This window comes from Pedobacter gandavensis, from assembly GCF_014172405.1.
In the GTDB taxonomy this organism is placed as follows: domain Bacteria; phylum Bacteroidota; class Bacteroidia; order Sphingobacteriales; family Sphingobacteriaceae; genus Pedobacter; species Pedobacter gandavensis.
Genome location: NZ_WNXC01000001.1, coordinates 605578 through 624923, shown reverse-complemented (window position 1 = coordinate 624923; position 19346 = coordinate 605578). Strand labels below are relative to the sequence as shown.

Here is a 19346-nt window from a genome sequence, read left to right as displayed (position 1 = left end):
AACTCAAATATAACAAAAGCGCGGAATTGCCAAATACCAGAATGCTATTGCAATGAAGGTTTGAAAAAAATTACAAGAAACATAATATGGAAGAAGTGTAAAGGGGTGTTACCCCCTTTTGGGTATGATTTGAGTGCGTATAGATCTCTTTTAATTAAAATCCCTGATGCACCTCCATGCACCAGGAATCTTGTTTTATAGGGGGGATGGTCTAAAAGTAATCAAGGCTTTTATATTCACGAATTCTTTTACACCAAATACAGGTTTCACGTGGTGAATGATTGGATTTATGTGGTTAATGAAATAATTGCCTTTATAGTCAGTCTAAGCTAATTTATGAGTTATTTAAGTCCAGAATCCTGCAACCTATGCTCGAAATGTAGTTTTATCCCCAAATTTGATTTATCTTTACAGATCCTTAATAAATTTCATGTAACAAAAAAATGTATTACGTCAAATGTGGTTTTTACGTTGCGAATATATTTTTTGATTAGATTTATTAATAAGTATTTGAATTATAGGAGGAGATCAATGGATAAAAAATTAAACTGCGTCATTATTGACGATGAGAAGCATGCTGTAGAACTCCTGGCAGATTACATTGAAGCCATACCTAATCTACAGCTGCTAAAGTATTTTACTGATCCTTTACAGGCATTAATGGAAATTTCTGAGGAAGACAACATTGATATTGTCTTTATGGATATGGATATGCCTGGTATATCCGGATTAGATCTTTCCGTAGCGATTAGAGCGAAAACAAAATACCTGATTATCACCACAGGTCATTCCAAATATGCTTATGAAGCTTTCGGAGTACAAGCCAATGAGTATTTATTGAAGCCAATCTCGATGAGTAAATTTGCGCTAATGATCAAAAGACTAATGAGTTTGGAAAACACAAGTAAAACCATTGTCCCTGCCGATGATTTCTTCTTTATTAAAACAGATCAAATTCAGAAATACACAAAAATCAATATAAAAGATATCATTACCATTGAAGGTTTGAACAATTACGTAAAAATTCACACCAACACAGAAACGCATGTCGCTTATTTGACCATGAAAGAACTGGAATGCAAGTTACAAGACATCAACAATTTTGTGCGGGTACAACGCTCCTTCATTGTTGCTGTAAATTACATTCAAAAAGTAGAAGGAAATACAATTGTACTGAGTAACAAGATGGAGATTCCATTGGGTACAACATACAAGAAACAATTCCTGATGTTCCTAGCGGAGAAAACGATGAAATCTAACCGAAGTATCTCTGAATAGATTTCATCGTAAGGGCTGAATTATTCAGCATCTGAAATGAGAAATGTACAAGTATGGGATATTGCAGTTCCATTGGTTGGATCGGTTAAAGTTGGAAAAAGTCTTGATTTACTTTTTTTTGATTTGAATACAAATAATGTACTTTTTTTTAGATCGAACGAAACGATGTCTTTTTTCATAATAATAAGTTTTTTTATGAAAATTAGATCGGATCAATGGTCAATAAAAAAGTATTACGCTAACGCCTTTTTTTTTTACACGAAATGAATATTTTCCCTCCCTTCCTGATTAACTTCTTACGTAAATACAAGATCCATTTCATTGGATGGTTTATCTTTATTTTTTACGAAGTAGTCATCATGGGACTCATAAGAAAACAATTTGCTCCAGTTGGAGTATATGCTTTCTTTTATTTTTTTAATATTATTCTATTTTATTTTCACGCGCATTTTGTTATGCCTGCCGCAAAGATGAAGACCGTTCAAGCACTCTGGAGGCTACCTCTCTTCATCGCATTAGAAGTCGCAGTCTACGTTTACTTTACGCTGAATCTTACAGATTTCCTTCATCGAAATGGATTTTTAGTTTTTACCAATCCACCACAACTGAGTCTAGATGCTTACCTTGGAACTTCCTATCGCGTTGTGTATTTCATCCTTTTTTCCAGCGCCTATTATTATATCCTCCGCTATTTTGAAGAAAGAAAACGTGCTGAAGAAAAAGAAAAGGAAAGGCTGTTGATTATTATTGAGAATCAAAGAATTTATGCCGATCTGATCAAATCTCAACATGCACATTTAAAAGCACAAATCAATCCGCATTTTCTTTTTAACACTTTGAACTTCATTTACACAAGCACCAGGAAAGCAGCCCCAGATGCTGCAGAAGCTATTATTACGTTGTCAGAAATGATGAGGTATTCTATTGAGGAAGTGAGCCATTCCACCGGCCCTTTGATTGGAGAACTGGAACAAGTGGAAAATCTGATTAAACTGCATAAATTGAAATCACATCAGCAGCTTTTTATTAGCTTGGAATATGAAGATGAGGTTGCAGAACTCGAAATCATTCCACTTTTGGTAATGACCCTCACCGAAAACATGTTTAAACACGGTGACCTGCTCCAGGAAGCCCACCCTGCCTACCTTAATTTAAAATACGAGGAGGGTGTATTACGGGTGGAAACTAAAAACCTCATCAACAAAAACCAATTGCATCCGAGCCATCATATTGGCCTGGATAACATAAAAAAACGATTAAAAGCAGCGTATGGAGACCATGCAGCACTCCATACGTCCAAACAGGATGAGCAGTTTATCCTTTCCCTGGAAATCCACCTTGGCGCAAATTAGGGGAAGGTAATTTTAAATCGAGGTCGCCTTTTGCAGATCCATTTGCATTTGCTTGTATAAGAAACTATAAATGATGAGCTCATGTGCCCTTTGATGATCAGAAAATAGCCGGTTGATGTGCATATGAAACAGGCTACAGTACAAGCTTCGCCTTTGTCCCACCGCAGTAGCCTCAAGGGTACTCAGGAAAGACTGCTTAAGCTCCCTGAATTGCAATTCATTTTGAACTCCATTTTCTTGAGGCTGGGCTTTAAAATTAGTCCATTCCCGGTTCACCATTTTGAAATCTTCTGTTTTAAGGTGGTGCTCCTGCTCAAAAGCACGCTGCACCTTTCTGACAAATCCCAGTATTTCCTTCTTTTCCAACTGCAGAGCTTCCAGCGCGGCTTTCATCAGACTGATGCAATTTGTATAAATTGAAAAATCCTCTGGATGGTTTGCAAGAAGCTCCAGCGCATAAAGACTATCCCTACTGAAGTGCTGTTCTGTAAGTAGCATTTGAGGCCCACCATAACGGGCAAGCTCCCGGTAATAGGTTTTCAACTGGACATCTTTGATCAAGCCTTCCAGGAGATCTGGAGCAAACAGCTCCATGAGTTTAGTCATGTATATATATCCCGACTGTTGATCCTTCAGTTGAATCCTCAATCGAAGATGCGGGCTCGGATCATTATACCTGATAAAAAACCAAGTATGGAAAGCAGCACTATAGGTGTTGATAAACCCTCTGATCCGTTCTGATAAAAGGAAATTACTCCTGTCCGAATGACAATAAATCTCATAACACAACCAATCTTTCCCAGGCATGATGACCGGTTCAGTCAATGAATCACGGCTGACATCTCGGGAAATATAAGCCGGATACATTTCCTCCTGGTGACTTATTGCCAACAAAATCTGAGTAAAGTAAAACTTACCATACTCATCCTTAAACACCTGACTATCTACACCAATAACCTCTGTTATAACGAAATCGTCATATTGATTTAGGTAGTATTTAAAGAATGTAAGATCGATAGGATTAGCTTTGTCGAAACACAAAGTCTGATCTCCGGATCCAACAGAAAAGTAACGAGGCACCCCAATTTCATCCAGAGCCCCGACCGTACAACCTCCTTTCAGTCTCGCTCCTTTTACCCGCCATTTGGCGGCAGATAATACCAGATTTTCGTATTGAATTCTCGGGTAATAATCCAGCCCCGGTAACAGCTGCTGCACATCAAACAAGACCTGAGACTGGATTCCCTGATGCTGCAAATCACATAAAAACCGATACACAGACAGGTCTGATCTGCTGTAATTGTAGGCAGAAGCTAGTCTTGGAATCAATCTTTTTCCATATTTCTTTGAAAATAGAATAACTTCGTCACCTTGAACCCGTATTAAAATATCATCTAGGCCAATCAGCGCCTCGCTACAGGAGTAGTTGAGAATAGGTAATTCATAGGTATAAATCTGCTTTCTACGATTGATGTTATCTACTCTTCCTTCCGCCATATAAGCCATATCAAAGAAAATCACCGCTGGATTTGCTTCCGCCTCTGCTGCCGCGATTGTTTTACAATGTTGAGTACAAGATTCACTTGCCAGCGTAAAGCGCCCAGCCAAAGCATTTGCAGTGCAACCACCAATACTATCCAAGACGACTAAATCCCCTGCAAACCTCGCTAGTACACTAAAGCTATTTGCAGGTTTCACACTATTTTCCTCTTGCTGGGCAGGGATTAAATCTCTCAACTGCAACACCTCAGTCTGACCACGATCACCTTTAAGCATGGCTTTCATCAATGCCTTGGTTAAACCCGTCCAAGGGATTAAAGTTGAACTCTTTTTTTGGACATGCCCAGGCAGCTCCTGAGCCAAACCTACTTCCCTGGCCGCTGAAGTTAACTGCCCATAACCAATTCCTAACTCTGGATCAAGCGCATTCATCAAGGAAACCTCCTGCCCTTCATATCGTTTATAAAACTCCTTAACAAAAACACTAAAACCTTCATTTACTTTGTTTTGAGTTAAATCAAGTAAAGTAGTGATACAAGGAGATAAATACTTCAATGGGGCGCTAATCAGATCTCCGGACAATACTTTTCTTTCCGCTATCAAGTATGCTCCGGCTGCTTCCCCCTGAGACTGGTCAGTACGCGCAAAATACTCTGGCCCTATAATATTAGCATCTAAATCCGTAAACAACAACTGGGCCTCTACCATGGCTTTCAGCATCCCTAACAGCGTTTCTTCTTCAATTGCTTTAGCTACTGCAAATTCAAGAATCTGAGAATAGGACGCCTTTTCTGCACAAAAACTCAAGAGTTCCACAATCACCTTATTATGGTCAATTTCTGACAATTCAAACACCTGACCCGCTAAAGAAATGAAACGAATATGGTCAGCAACAGCATAATGGCTCGAATTTGAGTAATAGAAGCGATCTAAGGCTGTTAACTGGGATCTAGAGGTGTTGCAGACCTTATACTCCGACCAGTCCTTAAAACGGTGTAAATGCTGTGCCTTAGAGAAAATCAATGGTTCTTCACCAACTCCTAAGCTGGCCACAGCAAAACCAGCAAAACTCCCAAAAGGTGTACCCCGATATTTAGAGCGGTTAAAATATTTCCAAATGGTATACTGTGTCTTTGGGTCTAAATCAGTAATTCCAGCAGCAGGCAGACTCTTGATTTTATCATAGAAACCACTGGATGAATGTGAGATAGATTGCTTCAACTCTTCCCAAACTTCAGGTAAATCATCTGTTACAGAAAAGGCTGGGATCCTCAACAATAGCACAGGGCTGATATTTAATTTTATATTCATAACGAGCGATTTTTATCTTTTCTTCTGACAATTTCCTGTACATTTAGGAATGAACCTAATCTATTACACCAAATAGTGCTAAACCTACGTTAATACTTCAAATCCCTGATTTAAACCTTTTGGCTGATTAAGCGTCAATTAGTCAAAACAGAGAAATTTGGATAGTATGGACTATGTAGTAGCATCGTCATTTTAAAACAAAATATTAAAATAAATTCAGCTAAACACCAACTAATCAATACCTTTGTAAAAAAAACAACTGCTTATAGGGAGAATCCAACTTAAATAACAGATTAATTATTCATAGCACTAAAACCCATTTCTATGATGAAATACCTTTTTGGTGGAGCAGGCTTGATTACCATTACCTTAGCCCTCACCATGGTGAACCGAGAGACGGTAAGTACCCCCATTGCCTCGGCAATATCCGAAGTTAAGTTAACGCCCGACAGTATATACAACAGGCATGTAACGGAGTTGTATAAATCAGCACATCTTTCTGAAAGCGGATTAACTGAATCCGTATTTGAAAAAGCAGTCACAGGCTTCTATAACCTCAAAAAATCCGGACAGCTTTCGGCACACAAAGACATTTTAACGATCGCAGATTTTGATCAGAGCAGTACTAAAAAGCGACTGTGGATCATTGACCTCGATAAGAAAAAACTAATACTCAATACATGGGTTGCCCATGGACAACGCAGTGGAAATGATATAGCTACCCGTTTTTCAAACACCAATGAGTCTTTTCAAAGTAGTATTGGTTTCTATTTAACAGCCGAAGTTTACCGAGGACAACATGGTAAATCGTTGCGATTAGACGGAATGGATGAAGGCTTTAACTCTAATGCCAGAAAACGTTCTATCGTGGTCCATGGAGCGGATTATGTGAGCCAGGGTACAATTAATGCACTTGGAAGATTGGGACGCAGTCAGGGTTGTCCTGCAGTACCACCAGAATTAGCCAACCAGGTGATCAATTCTATTGAAGGCGGAACAGTTCTGTTTATCAATGTAAGTGACCCTTACTATACTTCCAGATACCTGAACACCCATGTCGCGGCAATGTATGCGACAAATGACATCGGTACTACCCCTCAAACGGAGGCAGCCGACACTTCTTTAAGCATCTAACATACAGCAACATAAAAAACAGCAGGTAATCTTTAAATTACCTGCTGTTTTTGTTTACATCTATACTGGGATTCCTATATTTGCCCTTATGTACCCTGTGCTCCTTCAACATATTCATCAATACCTCCCTTTAAATGAAACGGAAGAAAAAGCAATCGTTCAGCACTTTAAAGTACTGCAACTGAAAAAGAAATCCGTAATATTTGATGCCGGCCAAGTTTGCAAAGGGAATTATTTTGTCGCCAAAGGCTGCTTACGCATGTATTTTTTTGATGAGAAAGGCATAGAACATACTACCCAATTTGCAATTGAGAACTGGTGGATCAGTGATTATACCAGTTTGGCGCTCCATAAAAATTCAGATTTCTTCCTCCAGGCTGTAGAAGACAGCACGGTATTGGTACTGGAGCGTGCTGTTGAAGATGCATTGTTTGAGCAGGTTCCAAAACTGGAGCGCTACTTCCGCCTCCTGTTGCAACGCGCTTATGGCGCCAGCCAGCAGTTGGTAAAGTACAACCACACCTTATCTAAGGAAGCGCATTATCGCCATTTCAGCAAGTCTTTTCCTGATTTTGTACAGCGTATTCCGCAGTATATGCTGGCTTCCTTTCTTCGCTTTACACCCGAATTTTTGAGTAAAATCAGAGCAAAAAAAGACAAACCCATTTCTTAATCCAGATTAAGTTTTTTGAGCGATTTCTTATGCACCTTTGAATTAGAAATTTAATCAAAAATACATGAGCAATCACATGAATATGCAAGAAATCAATCCAAAGGCCTACCAGGCAATGTTTGCTTTAGAAGGCTTTATGGCAACCTGCTCCCTGAGTAAAAACTACAAAGAGCTGATAAAAATTCGTGCTTCACAAATCAATGGCTGTGCCTATTGCCTGGATATGCACACGAAAGATGCACTAAAGAATGGCGAAAGCCCACAAAGAATCTATACACTGAGTGCCTGGAGAGAAACTTCATTCTTTACTGAAGAAGAAATGGCCATACTAGCTTTTACAGAAGAACTTACCTTAATCCCATCTGGGATTTCTGAGACAACACAAGCGCGTGCTGCAGCTTTGTTCAGTGAAATAGAATTAACAGAAATTATCATGGCCATTGTCACCATCAACGCCTGGAACAGGATCGCGATCAGTACACACCTGAAGCCTATAATGGACCCAAAATAAGTCCTAAAAAAGAGGCTATCCCCGATCTTGCCAAACAAGTACCGAGGACAGCCTCTTTAAAAAATAAGACGAATTTTAAGACTTAGGATTCAATACGTTATTTACACGAACCAAAAGGTCTTGTAAATGGTATTTACTCAATCCTGTTGCTGTTGGGATCGCAGCGCGGATATCTTTAGCTAAAGCCGCCATATTAGCGCGACCGATACTAGATACATCAGAACTAGTTGGATCCAACACCCTCATTCCCGGGAAGCTAGCAGCAGCAGCCGGAGCTACCATCAGTTTACTTAAATAATCAACGTAGGCTTTCTGAAGGTTTCTTCTGTACACATCAATAGGCTTATGGCTGTAAAGCTCAGACCATACACCGCTTTTAAGATCAGCAAAAAGATGGTCAGCAGTATAAGCTTTGGCACCACTCATAACCTCTGCATTGATCAGCTTGCTAATTGTACCAGCGCTCAGTAACCTACTCAAGGTAGTTTTTTGAACTCCTTGAAAAACATCAACTGCGTTATAACCTGTACGCTCGATTAATTCCTTATTGATTAACCAACTCGGACTATTGAACAATTGAGCATTTAAGAATGTCATCGCTTCTTTTTGTTTGGCAAAAGGAACAGCAACATATACTGCGCCAGTTTGCTCCACTGTTTTCGGTGTGGTGTACACACCTCCCACATTTTTAGTAACGTGCCCCATGTAACGACCATATTGACTAATCACCTCCCCATAAAACATTCTTGCATTCTGGTAACCTTCATTAGGCTCCTTAGTCCATACCAGGAGGTTAGGAAGAATGCGTTTTAAGTTTTTAATCCCATAGGCAGATGCTAACATGGCATTATCACCTAAATCTTCATTCTGGTTACGTGGATCATTAGGATCAGATTCTGTACCAAACACTAAACGGTTATTGGCAGTGATTCTTTTCATAATCTCTTGATTAGAAGCAGTTAATTCCTCCTGTGGACCTTTAAACTCAGGCTTCCATTTGTACCCCCATTCGATCGCCCAAAGGTCATAGTCACCGATTCTTGGGAAAATTCCTTTGGAACTGATGTTATCTTCCGGTTGCGCCACATAGTTAAAACGAGCATAATCCATGATAGAAGGTGTATGACCATTTTTCTCTACCCATTGCTTGTTTCTCAAATTCTCCACTGGCACTGTTGCTGAAGAGCCAAAGTTATGGCGTAAACCAAGCGTATGACCGATCTCATGAGAAGAAACGAAACGAATCAACTCTCCCATCAGTTTATCATCAAACTTCATTTTACGGGCTTCAGGATCTACCGCTCCTGCTTGAATTAGGTACCAATTTCGTAGAATTAACATCACATTATGGTACCAGTTCACATGTGTTTCCAGAATTTCTCCACTACGCGGGTCATGAACGTGTGGTCCACTTGCATTTGGAATATCTGAAGGCTTGTAAACAATAACGTTATGTCTAGCATCATCAATACTCCATGATGGATCTGAAGGCGCTTCTTTAGCTACAATTGCATTTTTGAAACCTGCTTTTTCAAAAGCAGCTTGCCAGTCATTTACACCCAGCATTAAGTAAGGCACCCATTTCTTCGGCGTAGCCGGATCAATATAATAAACAATCTGGTTTTTAGGTTCTACCAGTTCTCCTCTTTTGTATTTCTCAATATCCTCTGCTTTTGGCTCTAACCGCCATCTGGTGATCAAAGCAAGGTTTTTAACGCCCTGTGGATTGGCATCAAAATCTACATATCCAGTAGCAAAATATCCTACACGAGGATCATAATACCTGGCTTTCATTTGATTTTCCGGTAGCAGCACCATGGAGCTGTTTAATTCATAAGTTGCTGGTGATGCACTTGGAGGAGCCCCTCCTGGCATTGGAGGCATAGCTTTAGTATAAGTTTTCAAGGTACGGATCTCAATGTTCATTGGATACGCTTTGATCTCTTTGATGTAACTTCTGTCTGGCACCAACCCTGTTAGGTTTAAAGCTTTCTTAACACTTGGATCAAAGAAAAGAATTTCATTATCACCATTCACGTAATCGGTAACATCAATCACCACGCCTTTCGCACCAGACACAGAATCCTTTGCCAGAGCTTTAATGTCAAACGAAGCCACTAAAGGCTGTAAATTTGAGTTCATCACGGATTTATACAAACCATGAGCAGTGGTATCCTGCGAACGCTCCGAATAAGAAATACTCTTTAGGAACAATTTGTTAGCCGGCCCTTTCTGAAATGAAATTACGTTATCTCCAATTTGGTCTCCACCATATCCCATCATTTGAGAACGATTTCCAGCAGCGGCTTTACTGATTCTGTTGACCACTAAAATATCTCTATCTAATAGAGAGTCAGGGATCTCAAAGAAGTAACGATCTTCAATTGTGTGTACTTTAAAAAGGCCTTTGTCGGTTTTAGCTTTGGCGGTTATCACCTCTTTATAAGGTTTAGGTCCAGTAGCTGCCGGTCGGTTTACCGGGGCTGGGTTCACTGGAGGCACTACGGCCCCTTTTTTAGGGTTTTTCTGTTGAGCAAAGCCCTGTACTCCGGCGCCTAATAGCACCAGTGTGATCAAACTTAATTGTTTCATTCTTAGTAATTGGTTTATATTTCTCTAAATTATCCTTTTTATAAGGTCATCTTTCATAGAAGACGGAGATTAACAGCAATTTTACCATCCAAACGAAATGTCCGTTTACTAAAATGATGACCTGCATCCACAGGCCATCATTTACGATTATTAACTATTAACCTATAATCTCAATTATTCATTGAAATTATTTAAGCCACTGTTGAGGAATTTAAGGTATTCCTCTGCATTATAATTTGCACCTGTAGGCTGCACCAGCAACTTTTCGTCGTGCCCTAAGAGCACATAATAAGGTTGTGAATTGGAGTGAAATTTAGCGGCTTGAAAGTCGCTCCATTTATTCCCTATCGTGTTGACGGCTTTGCCGCTAAACGTTGAGGTAAATTTTTCATGTTGTGCCAATTCCGTTTTATCATCTACATATAACTGGATGATCACAAAATCATTATTCAATCTGCTGTAGACCATTTTATCTGGCCATACATTGGCTTCCATCTGGCGGCAATTCACGCAAGCATGACCTGTAAAATCAATCATTACCGGCTTGTTTACCTTTTTAGCATAAGCCATTCCTTCTTCATAATCAAAAAAGACATTCAGGTTTAATGGTGCATGAAAAATATCTGCATATTTATGAGGTCCTTCTTCGTGTTTAACAGGAGTATTTGAAGTTCCACCTGTTAAGGTTGGAGTATATAGGTCAAAGTCTTGAGTCGCTTGTGGAGGCAGGAATGCTGAAATCGACTTTAAGGGTGCGCCCCATAGGCCTGGAACCATATAAATGGAAAAGGAAAGTACTATAATAGCGATCATTAATCTTGGAACAGAGATGAAATTAACTGGGCTATCATGAGAGAATTTCAGTTTTCCTAACAGGTATAAGCCCATTAATCCGAAGATCACAATCCATAAGACCAGGAATACCTCCCTGTCAAACCAGTTCCAATGATAAGCAAGATCAACATTACTCAGAAACTTCATTGCTAGTGCCAATTCCAGGAAGCCCAACACTACTTTTACACTGTTCAACCAACCACCCGACTTAGGCAGTGCGCTCAACCAGGACGGGAACAGCGCAAACAAAGCAAAAGGAATCGCCAAAGCAAAAGAGAAGCCGAACATTCCGATCGCGGGTCCTAATAATGCACCACTAGTGGCCGCTTGAACCAGTAAAGTGCCAATAATTGGCCCTGTACAAGAAAAAGAAACCAATGCGAGTGTTCCTGCCATGAAGAATAACCCGGCAAGGCCACCTTTATCTGAATTCGCATCCATTTTATTCACCCATGAAGAAGGCAATGTAATTTCGAATGCTCCTAAAAAAGAAATTGCAAAAATCAGTAGTAAAATAAAGAACAGGAAGTTAAAAATACCGTTGGTAGATAAGCTATTTAAAGCATCAGCACCAAAAATCACCGTTACCAAGAGACCCAACACTACATAAATTACGATGATAGACAAGCCATAAAACATGGCACGACTCACTGCCTTCCCTTTCGTCTGACTTCCTTTCGTAAAGAAACTTACGGTTAAAGGTAGCATTGGAAAAATGCAAGGCATCAACAAGGCTGCTAATCCACCGATAAACCCGGCTATAAAAATCCCTGTTAGGCCCTGTTGCTCTTGCTGTTTAGGCGCAACCAATTTGACATCTACTGCCTTAACACTGTCCTTTGCTGTAGTAACAATAGTGGCGGTAATGCTGTCTATTACCGGCACCTCTTCCTTGATTTCTGTAAACTCAAGGTCGTCAATTCCAGCATCAGCTTGCTGTGCAAGGGCGGTACCTACCGAACATAAAAGCAATAAGACTCCCAGGACGAGCGTTTTAACGCTCGTCAGAATGTATTTAAAAGTCATATTTTACGCTATTTTACTGGGATCGAAAACTGGATAGTTTCTGGAGGAAGACACTGTGATTCATCACAAACCATATATTCCAAGGTACCTTTAACAATGGCATTTGCGCCTGTTAACTTTATTTTCTGTTGAAAAATTGCCCCATTCTCGAAGTAACCCACATTCATATCAAATGCCTTCTCAAACTTAACAATAGGTTTTGGTTCTGTCGTTTTGCCCGCAAGCTTGTAAGTAGCTGCCGGAGTAAAAGTAAAAGATGTTTTTACAGGCCCCCCTTCAGGTATGTTTTGTGAATAGAGGTGCCATCCTTCATCAATTGTAGCCTTAATATATAAGATTGCTTCTGTTTTAGAAGTTCTTTTTGCAGCATAACTCCATTTTACGGGTTTTAAAATCTGGCTACTCGCTGTCAGACTGAAAAGTAAGACAACTGCGGATAAGAAGAGGTTTTTCATATGTTGTGTTTTATTGTGTTTATAAATCAATTTATTTAAAAGTATACAGCGATTACAATTTTTAACTTAGGTAATCAGCTGTTAATCCTGTCATTGCTTATTATATTTTACCTGGTTTTTCAGCTGACATTCCATAGGGCATCACGATGATCTTATTACCTTCCACTCTAAACTCAACGGATTTCGTAAGTTCCATGATCCGGAGTACTTGTGATAAATTCTTCATGCGGGAAACTTGTCCACCGAAACGAATATTGCGCACATCTCCTCTATATTCTACCTCTATATTATACCATCTTGAAAACTGACGCATAATACTATATATGTTCTCATCATTAAACCAGAATAATCCTTGTTTCCAATCTATTGCTGAATTCGCATCAACTTGGTTTATTTTAATGTCATTTAAAACCAACGATTGCTCCCCAGGTTTAAGCAAAGCCGATTTATTGGAAGGTAATTTCACTTTTACACTACCTTCAAGCAGCGTAGTTTTTACCCCTTGCTCATCATCATAGGCATTAATATTGAAGTGTGTACCTAAAACTTCGACCTCCTGCTCCTCTGTTTTTACCTTAAATGGCCTTTTTTTATCTTTAGCCACTTCAAAATAAGCTTCGCCCGTAAGTGCAACTAACCTGTCTTTTCCTGTAAAGGAAGAAGGAAACTTCAAAGAAGAAGCGGCATTGAGCCAAACCATGGTTCCATCAGGAAGAGCGATTTGATATTGTCCGCCCCTAGGCGTAGAAATGGTGTTAAAAGCGGGTTTTACATGTGCTAAGCCTTCACGTACACTATATAATAAGCGGCCATCCGCAGTCTTAGTAATTTTCACGCCTGATTCTTTGGCGATCTCTCCATTGGCCATCTCATCCAGCTCAATCTGAGAACCGTCAGACAAAGTAAGCACTGCTTTACTGCCTCCTGGAAGGATATGTTCTCCCTTATCATAACTGATAGGATCGCTCTGCAGAGTCGCAGGCATCGAACTCAGGTAATAACTCCCGATTCCAATCGCCAAGACTGCTACAGCTGCTGCAACCCAACGCATCGGACGGAAAGCAAGTACTTTAGCCTCACCAGTGTGTAATTTAACCTGTTCATAAACCAGGTCCAAGGTTTCTTTTCCTGCGGTTACCGGAAATTCTGGTGCAGACAGGTCTTCAGTAAATAAATTCTCCAGTTGTTCACGATAGGCCGGATCATGCAACAAAGCCATGAGCTGCTGTTGCTCCTCTGGACTTAAACTGTCCATTCGGTAACCTGATAAAAGTGATTTAAATGTCTCTGGTGTCATTACAATAATATAGACAGTGAAAATGAAATGTTGTGGGGGTATTATTTTATTTTTTTTAATTATACCTGGAAATCAGCCACAGCAACAGCAAATGGGTATAATGATTTTCAAGAAATTTACGAAGATTCTTGAGGGCATTGCTCATATGTTCTCTCACCATATCGTAAGAAATATTGAGTTGCGAAGCAATCTGTTTATGGCTCAACCCCTTTTCCCTGCTTAGGAGATAGATTTGCTGTTGCCTTGGCGAGAAGGTACTGATACCGATTTTAATCGCTTTTTCAAGCTCACGATAATCAATCTCGTTGCCCGTTGTAGTTTGATGGTGACCGCTATCTTCGGAAGAAATAGCTTCAAGAGATTCCATTGGAATCAGACTTTGGAGATCATTGATCAGTTGATTCCTGGAGATCGTGGTTAGCCATGCAGGAAAGCTGTTCAGGGTAGTCAGTTGCTCCCGGTTTTTCCAAACCTTCACAAAAACCTCCTGGACAGCATCCTGGGCCAAAAAGGGGGATTTAAGATAGTTCATACCCATGGTGTATACCTTCCCCGCATACTTTTCGTATAGCAGTTTGAATGCAGATTCGTTGCCCCCCGCAACTTTTTCCAGCAATTCCTGTTCAGTATAACCTTCAGGTTGGTTAAGAAACATAGCCTTTATAAAAGATGATAATAAGGGCCAATGTTAAATAATTAAAACATTAATTATACCATTATTAGGATAATTAATTATCGTTTATCCCATTTAAAATCTTAAAAACCTCCCCCTAAAGCACGGTAAAGTGCCACAGTAGCATGGAGTTCTGCAGTTTTAATGCTGGCCAATTCCAGCTCACTTTGCAAAGCGTTACTTTGGGCGGTAATGACTTCTAAATAGTTCGCCATCCCATTATTAAACAACAAACCCGCATTTTTGACCGCCTCTTTTAAGGTTTTCACCCGACGCTGGGCAATGGTTTCTTGCTGTTTTAGTTTTTCAATGCGCATCAATTCATCAGAAACTTCGCCTACTGCATTCAAAACCGATTGTCTGAATTGAAGCACTGCTTTTTCTCTTTCTATCTTTGCCACTTCAAATTGAGTTTTCAATTGTTTGCGTTGAAACAATGGCTGGGTGATTCCTCCAGCAACGACCCCAAATAGAGACGCTGGCACATTAAACCAATTACTTGCTTTAAAAGCATTTAAACCTGCTGTTGCAGTAATATTTAATGATGGATACATACTTGCTTTGGCAATTCCCACCTGGGCATTGGCAAGGTCTAATGAAAGTTCTGCAGAACGCACATCCGGTCTTTGTGCCAAAAGCGCCGAAGGAACTCCAGCGGATAATTGAGCAGGAAAATTGACCTTATCCAAACTTCCCTGGCGGATAATCGCAGCTGGCAACTGACCCGCCAGAATGCTCAACGCATTTTCCTGGATACTAACCTCCTGTTCTAAAGCCGGAACCAATTGAGCAGCTAACAATTGCTGCGCTTCTGCTTGTTGAATAGCCAAAGAGCTGACTTGTCCTGCATCAAACTGCATCTTAATCATTCTTAAAGTACTATCGTTCAGTGCAACATTTCTCTTAGCGATGGACATCTGAGTGTCCAACATCAACAATCGGTAATACCCTTGGGCAACATTAGCAATTAGTCTCATTTGAACAGCTTTCCTAGCTTCAGCGCTTTGCAGATAGCTGGCTAATGCGGCTTTCTTCTGACTTCCAATCTTCCCCCAGATGTCTGCCTCCCAGCTTATTCCAAGGTTTGCATTGTAATCCTCGATATGTTTGGTGCCCAGAAACTGGCCCGCACTCAGACCATTTAAGCTATTGTCCGAAGGTCTGCTACTATTCGCTGTGATGTTCAGGTTTACCTGAGGTAGATTTCCCAATTTCGACTGCTTGAATAACAATTCTGCTGCGGTCATATTTTTCATTGCGATTTGTAAATCGTAATTTCTCAACAAAGCTGTATCTATTAGATCACCTAAGGTGACGTCCAAAAAAAACTGTTTTACTGATAGTTGAGCAATACTGCTTGTACTATCCTTGGAGGCATTCCTGAAATTTTCAGGAATGCTTGTGACAGGTAAAATGATGTCTTTTGAAACTTTACAGCCTCCTAGGAATACCAGGAGCATCAATGCCGTAAGTTTATATATAGGTGTTTTCATTTGATTTTTCTATTAAAAGATTAAGAGTAAATAATCTCCGTATCTGGTTTAACGCTTACACCATGTTTTGTCTCCTCTGCCAATGGTGGTTTACCACTCACCTTTTCTTGTAAATATTGGAAGATGACAAACAATACCGGAATGATAAATAACCCTAGTATTACACCAGAAACCATTCCTCCTGCTGCACTAATACTGATCGAATGGTTACCCATTGCAGAGGGTCCAGTGGCACTCATCATCGGAATCAATCCTACAATAAAGGCCAGAGAAGTCATAATAATAGGACGTAGACGTAATTTAGCTGCTTCTAAAGCAGATGAGACCAAGGTCTTCCCTGTTTTCCTGCGCTGAACAGCATACTCTACAATCAGAATCGCATTCTTCGCCAAAAGCCCAATCAACATCACCAAAGCGACCTGAACATAAATGTTATTCTCAATTCCTGTTAGGCCAATAGCTACAAATACTCCAAACACACCCGTAGGGATAGAAAGTACTACTGCTAAAGGCAAGATATAACTCTCATATTGTGCAGATAACAAGAAGTAAACGAAAATCAGACACAACATAAAGATGATCGCCGACTGTCCGCCTGAAGAAATCTCTTCTTTTGTTAAGCCGGAGAACTCGAACGCATACCCAGCAGGAAGGTGTTTTTGTGCCACTTCTTCCACTGCTTTAATGGCATCACCAGAACTATACCCTGGTTTAGCAATGGCATTTACACCAATTGAATTAAATAAGTTATACCTTGATGCAGTTTCCGGTCCATATACCCTAGATAAGGTAGCTACCGTATTGATAGGAACCATCTCTCCTTGTTTGTTTTTAACATATACTGCGTCCATGGCAGAAGCATCTGCACGGTTCGCGATATCTGCCTGAACCATTACCCGGTAATATTTACCGAAACGATTGAAATCTGAAGCCTGTGCACTTCCAAAATACGCTTGCATAGTTTGCAGCACATCTTTTACGTTGATACCCAGCTGCTCCGCTTTCTCTTCATCAATTTTCAACTCCAACTGCGGATAATCTGCTTTAAACGTAGTAAAGGCAACAGCAATCTCCTTCCGTTTCATGAGTTCCCCAATGAAGTTATAACCGATACCACTGAATTTATCCAGCTTTCCACCTGTTTTATCCTGTAATACCAGGTCTAATCCATCCACATTACTGAAACCCGGAACCGTTGGGAAAGTAAACACAAAGAAACTAGCCCCTTTTATGCTACCCAATTTAACCCTGATATCGTTCATGATATCATTTATATTCTTCATTTTGCCACGTTCTTCTGTTGGTTTTAGCAGCACAAAAGCCACACCTGCAGAAGGACTGGTACTTTGAGTCATAATATTGAAACCAGAAAGCACATTCAGCAATCGATTAGATTCCAAAGGCGTCAGAATTTTCTCTGCTTCTTTTAAAGCTTCCGTTGTACGTTCTAAGGAGGCACCTGCAGGCATTGACAATGCAATTGCAATGAACCCCTGATCTTCAGAAGGAATAAATCCAGTTGGCGTTTTCTTTACCATCCATACTGTGGAGAGCGTTATTAACAATAGCCCAACCAATCCGATCCACTTAAATCGGATCAAGAACTTAAGGCTTCCAACGTACTTATTAGTCAAACTGTTAAACCCTGTATTGAATCCCAAAAAGAAACGCGCTGAGAAAGTTTTCTTAGTTCCTTCTTGTTGATTCGAATGGTTGTCTTTTAAAAACAAAGCACATAAAGCCGGACTTAAAGTCAAGGCATTTACCGCTGAAATTACAATGGCAATGGCCAAAGTGAAAGCGAACTGTCGGTAAAATACACCGGTTGAACCTTCCATAAAACCAACCGGTAAAAACACGGCTGACATCACCAAGGTGATCGAGATGATGGCGCCAGTAATTTCCTGCATCGCGGAAGTTGTAGCTTCTTTAGGAGGTAAATGTTGTTGTTCCATCTTCGCATGGACAGCTTCTACGACCACAATTGCATCATCCACTACAATACCAATGGCTAATATCAATGCGAATAAAGTCAGCAAATTGATAGAAAATCCAAACAACTGCATGAAGAAGAAGGTTCCGATAATTGCGACCGGCACCGCAATAGCAGGGATTAAAGTAGAGCGGAAATCCTGAAGAAAGATAAACACCACAATAAATACCAGGATAAAAGCCTCGATCAACGTATGTATCACCTGATCAATAGACTGATCCAATGATACTTTTGTATTATACATCACATCGTACTTTACCCCTTTTGGGAAGTCTTTCTCTGCTTTTTTTAGGAAATCCTGAATCTTGATCTGAATCTCATTCGCATTAGATCCTGCCAATTGCATAATCCCAATGTCAACTCCTGGTTTACCATTGATACGGGTTAAACTACCATAGGTATATGCACCGAATTCAACTCTTGCAACGTCTTTCAATCTCAAAATAGAACCATCCGCATTGGAACGGATCACCATATTTTCATAATCTTTAGGCTGATTCAACTTACCTTTATACTTAATCACATATTCAAAGGCATTTTTGCTGCTCTCGCCAAATTTACCTGGAGCAGCTTCTACATTTTTATTCTGAATGGCCGACATCACTTCATTAGGCATCAGGTTATAGCTGGCCATTTGAGCAGGATTCAACCAAATACGCATAGAGTAATCCTTACTTCCTCCAAAAACACTGGCAGAACCTACACCTGGAATCCTTTTGATTTCTGGAATCAAGTTGATCTGGGCATAATTCGCTAAGAAAGTCTGGTCATATTCTGATTCATTTTCAGTGTACATATCGAGTACCATGATCAAACTGTTTTGTTGTTTTGCAGTGGAGACACCTGCTTGAACTACCTCAGCTGGTAGTTGGCTGGTGGCTTGTGCTACCCTGTTCTGCACGTTTACTGCGGCTTGATCCGGGTTTGTCCCCAGCTTAAAGTAGACAGTGATCACTAGCGATCCATCATTACTCGCGGTAGAGCTCATGTAACTCATGCCTTCTACCCCATTGATTGATTCTTCCAGCGATGGCGCTACAGCCCTCAACACGGTCTCTGCATTTGCCCCCGGATATAGGGCGGTTACCTGAACTGCGGGCGGTGCAATATCGGGAAACTGTTGTAATGGTAATTTTGAAAGTCCCAGGATCCCGAAAATCACTAATAAAATAGAGATTACTGTGGCCAGGACCGGTCTTTGTATGAATATTTTAAACATGATTG

General features: G+C 40.2%; 13 protein-coding genes. 5 read left to right on the top strand and 8 right to left on the bottom strand.

From position 1 onward, the window contains the following. Positions 1-531 precede the first annotated feature (531 nt). Together GM920_RS02390 and GM920_RS02385 are read left to right on the top strand one after the other, a co-directional pair. Positions 532-1278, top strand: coding sequence for a LytR/AlgR family response regulator transcription factor (locus tag GM920_RS02390; RefSeq protein ID WP_182953071.1), 747 nt, complete (start codon positions 532-534; stop codon positions 1276-1278). A 470-nt stretch (positions 1279-1748) separates the two neighbouring features. Then, positions 1749-2630: a sensor histidine kinase gene (locus tag GM920_RS02385; protein ID WP_182953069.1), complete on the top strand. Its 882-nt coding sequence runs from the start codon at positions 1749-1751 to the stop codon at positions 2628-2630. A 12-nt stretch (positions 2631-2642) separates the two neighbouring features. Here GM920_RS02385 and GM920_RS02380 read toward each other — a convergent pair whose 3' ends face one another. After that, on the bottom strand, positions 2643-5441 hold the full coding sequence (locus GM920_RS02380) for a lantibiotic dehydratase (protein WP_182953067.1): 2799 nt from the start codon (positions 5439-5441) through the stop codon (positions 2643-2645). A gap of 324 nt (positions 5442-5765) precedes the next feature. Between GM920_RS02380 and GM920_RS02375 the strand changes: the two genes are divergently transcribed. The 3 genes from GM920_RS02375 to GM920_RS02365 all read left to right on the top strand — a co-directional run bounded on the left by GM920_RS02375 (position 5766) and on the right by GM920_RS02365 (position 7759). Next, positions 5766-6575 carry a murein L,D-transpeptidase catalytic domain family protein gene (locus GM920_RS02375; RefSeq protein ID WP_182953066.1) on the top strand — a complete coding sequence of 270 codons (810 nt, stop codon included), beginning with the start codon at positions 5766-5768 and terminating at the stop codon, positions 6573-6575. Positions 6576-6663: 88 nt separating this feature from the next. Then, positions 6664-7248 (top strand): Crp/Fnr family transcriptional regulator, encoded by a 585-nt coding sequence (locus tag GM920_RS02370; protein ID WP_182953064.1) that lies wholly within the window; start codon positions 6664-6666, stop codon positions 7246-7248. Between the two features lie 64 nt (positions 7249-7312). Then, entirely contained in the window at positions 7313-7759 is a 447-nt protein-coding gene (locus GM920_RS02365) for a carboxymuconolactone decarboxylase family protein (protein WP_182953062.1), read from the top strand. A gap of 75 nt (positions 7760-7834) precedes the next feature. Here the strand turns inward: GM920_RS02365 and GM920_RS02360 are convergent, their stop codons facing one another. The 7 genes from GM920_RS02360 to GM920_RS02330 all read right to left on the bottom strand — a co-directional run bounded on the left by GM920_RS02360 (position 7835) and on the right by GM920_RS02330 (position 19341). Further along, positions 7835-10351, bottom strand: coding sequence for a zinc-dependent metalloprotease (locus GM920_RS02360; RefSeq protein WP_182953060.1), 2517 nt, complete (start codon positions 10349-10351; stop codon positions 7835-7837). Positions 10352-10525: 174 nt separating this feature from the next. Beyond that, complete coding sequence (locus GM920_RS02355; RefSeq protein ID WP_182953058.1) at positions 10526-12211, bottom strand: protein-disulfide reductase DsbD family protein; 1686 nt, start codon at positions 12209-12211, stop codon at positions 10526-10528. Positions 12212-12219: 8 nt separating this feature from the next. After that, a complete protein-coding gene (locus tag GM920_RS02350) occupies positions 12220-12666 on the bottom strand; it encodes a protein-disulfide reductase DsbD N-terminal domain-containing protein (RefSeq protein ID WP_182953056.1) in 447 nt (148 codons plus the stop codon). A 100-nt stretch (positions 12667-12766) separates the two neighbouring features. Further along, a complete protein-coding gene (locus tag GM920_RS02345; protein WP_235964411.1) occupies positions 12767-13963 on the bottom strand; it encodes a FecR family protein in 1197 nt (398 codons plus the stop codon). A gap of 55 nt (positions 13964-14018) precedes the next feature. Further along, entirely contained in the window at positions 14019-14618 is a 600-nt protein-coding gene (locus GM920_RS02340; RefSeq protein WP_182953053.1) for an RNA polymerase sigma factor, read from the bottom strand. 101 nt (positions 14619-14719) lie between these two features. Further along, positions 14720-16129: a TolC family protein gene (locus GM920_RS02335; protein ID WP_182953051.1), complete on the bottom strand. Its 1410-nt coding sequence runs from the start codon at positions 16127-16129 to the stop codon at positions 14720-14722. A 20-nt stretch (positions 16130-16149) separates the two neighbouring features. Continuing rightward, positions 16150-19341: an efflux RND transporter permease subunit gene (locus GM920_RS02330; RefSeq protein ID WP_182953049.1), complete on the bottom strand. Its 3192-nt coding sequence runs from the start codon at positions 19339-19341 to the stop codon at positions 16150-16152. Between the last annotated feature and the right edge of the window lie 5 nt (positions 19342-19346).

Coding starts and splice junctions, on each gene's coding strand:
- GM920_RS02375 (WP_182953066.1), top strand. CDS start 5,766: ATGATGAAATACCTTTTTGGTGGAGCAGGCTTGATTACCATTACCTTA.
- GM920_RS02355 (WP_182953058.1), bottom strand. CDS start 12,211: ATGACTTTTAAATACATTCTGACGAGCGTTAAAACGCTCGTCCTGGGA.
- GM920_RS02345 (WP_235964411.1), bottom strand. CDS start 13,963: ATGACACCAGAGACATTTAAATCACTTTTATCAGGTTACCGAATGGAC.
- GM920_RS02370 (WP_182953064.1), top strand. CDS start 6,664: ATGTACCCTGTGCTCCTTCAACATATTCATCAATACCTCCCTTTAAAT.
- GM920_RS02380 (WP_182953067.1), bottom strand. CDS start 5,441: ATGAATATAAAATTAAATATCAGCCCTGTGCTATTGTTGAGGATCCCA.
- GM920_RS02335 (WP_182953051.1), bottom strand. CDS start 16,129: ATGAAAACACCTATATATAAACTTACGGCATTGATGCTCCTGGTATTC.
- GM920_RS02385 (WP_182953069.1), top strand. CDS start 1,749: ATGAAGACCGTTCAAGCACTCTGGAGGCTACCTCTCTTCATCGCATTA.
- GM920_RS02350 (WP_182953056.1), bottom strand. CDS start 12,666: ATGAAAAACCTCTTCTTATCCGCAGTTGTCTTACTTTTCAGTCTGACA.
- GM920_RS02365 (WP_182953062.1), top strand. CDS start 7,313: ATGAGCAATCACATGAATATGCAAGAAATCAATCCAAAGGCCTACCAG.
- GM920_RS02330 (WP_182953049.1), bottom strand. CDS start 19,341: ATGTTTAAAATATTCATACAAAGACCGGTCCTGGCCACAGTAATCTCT.
- GM920_RS02390 (WP_182953071.1), top strand. CDS start 532: ATGGATAAAAAATTAAACTGCGTCATTATTGACGATGAGAAGCATGCT.
- GM920_RS02360 (WP_182953060.1), bottom strand. CDS start 10,351: ATGAAACAATTAAGTTTGATCACACTGGTGCTATTAGGCGCCGGAGTA.
- GM920_RS02340 (WP_182953053.1), bottom strand. CDS start 14,618: ATGTTTCTTAACCAACCTGAAGGTTATACTGAACAGGAATTGCTGGAA.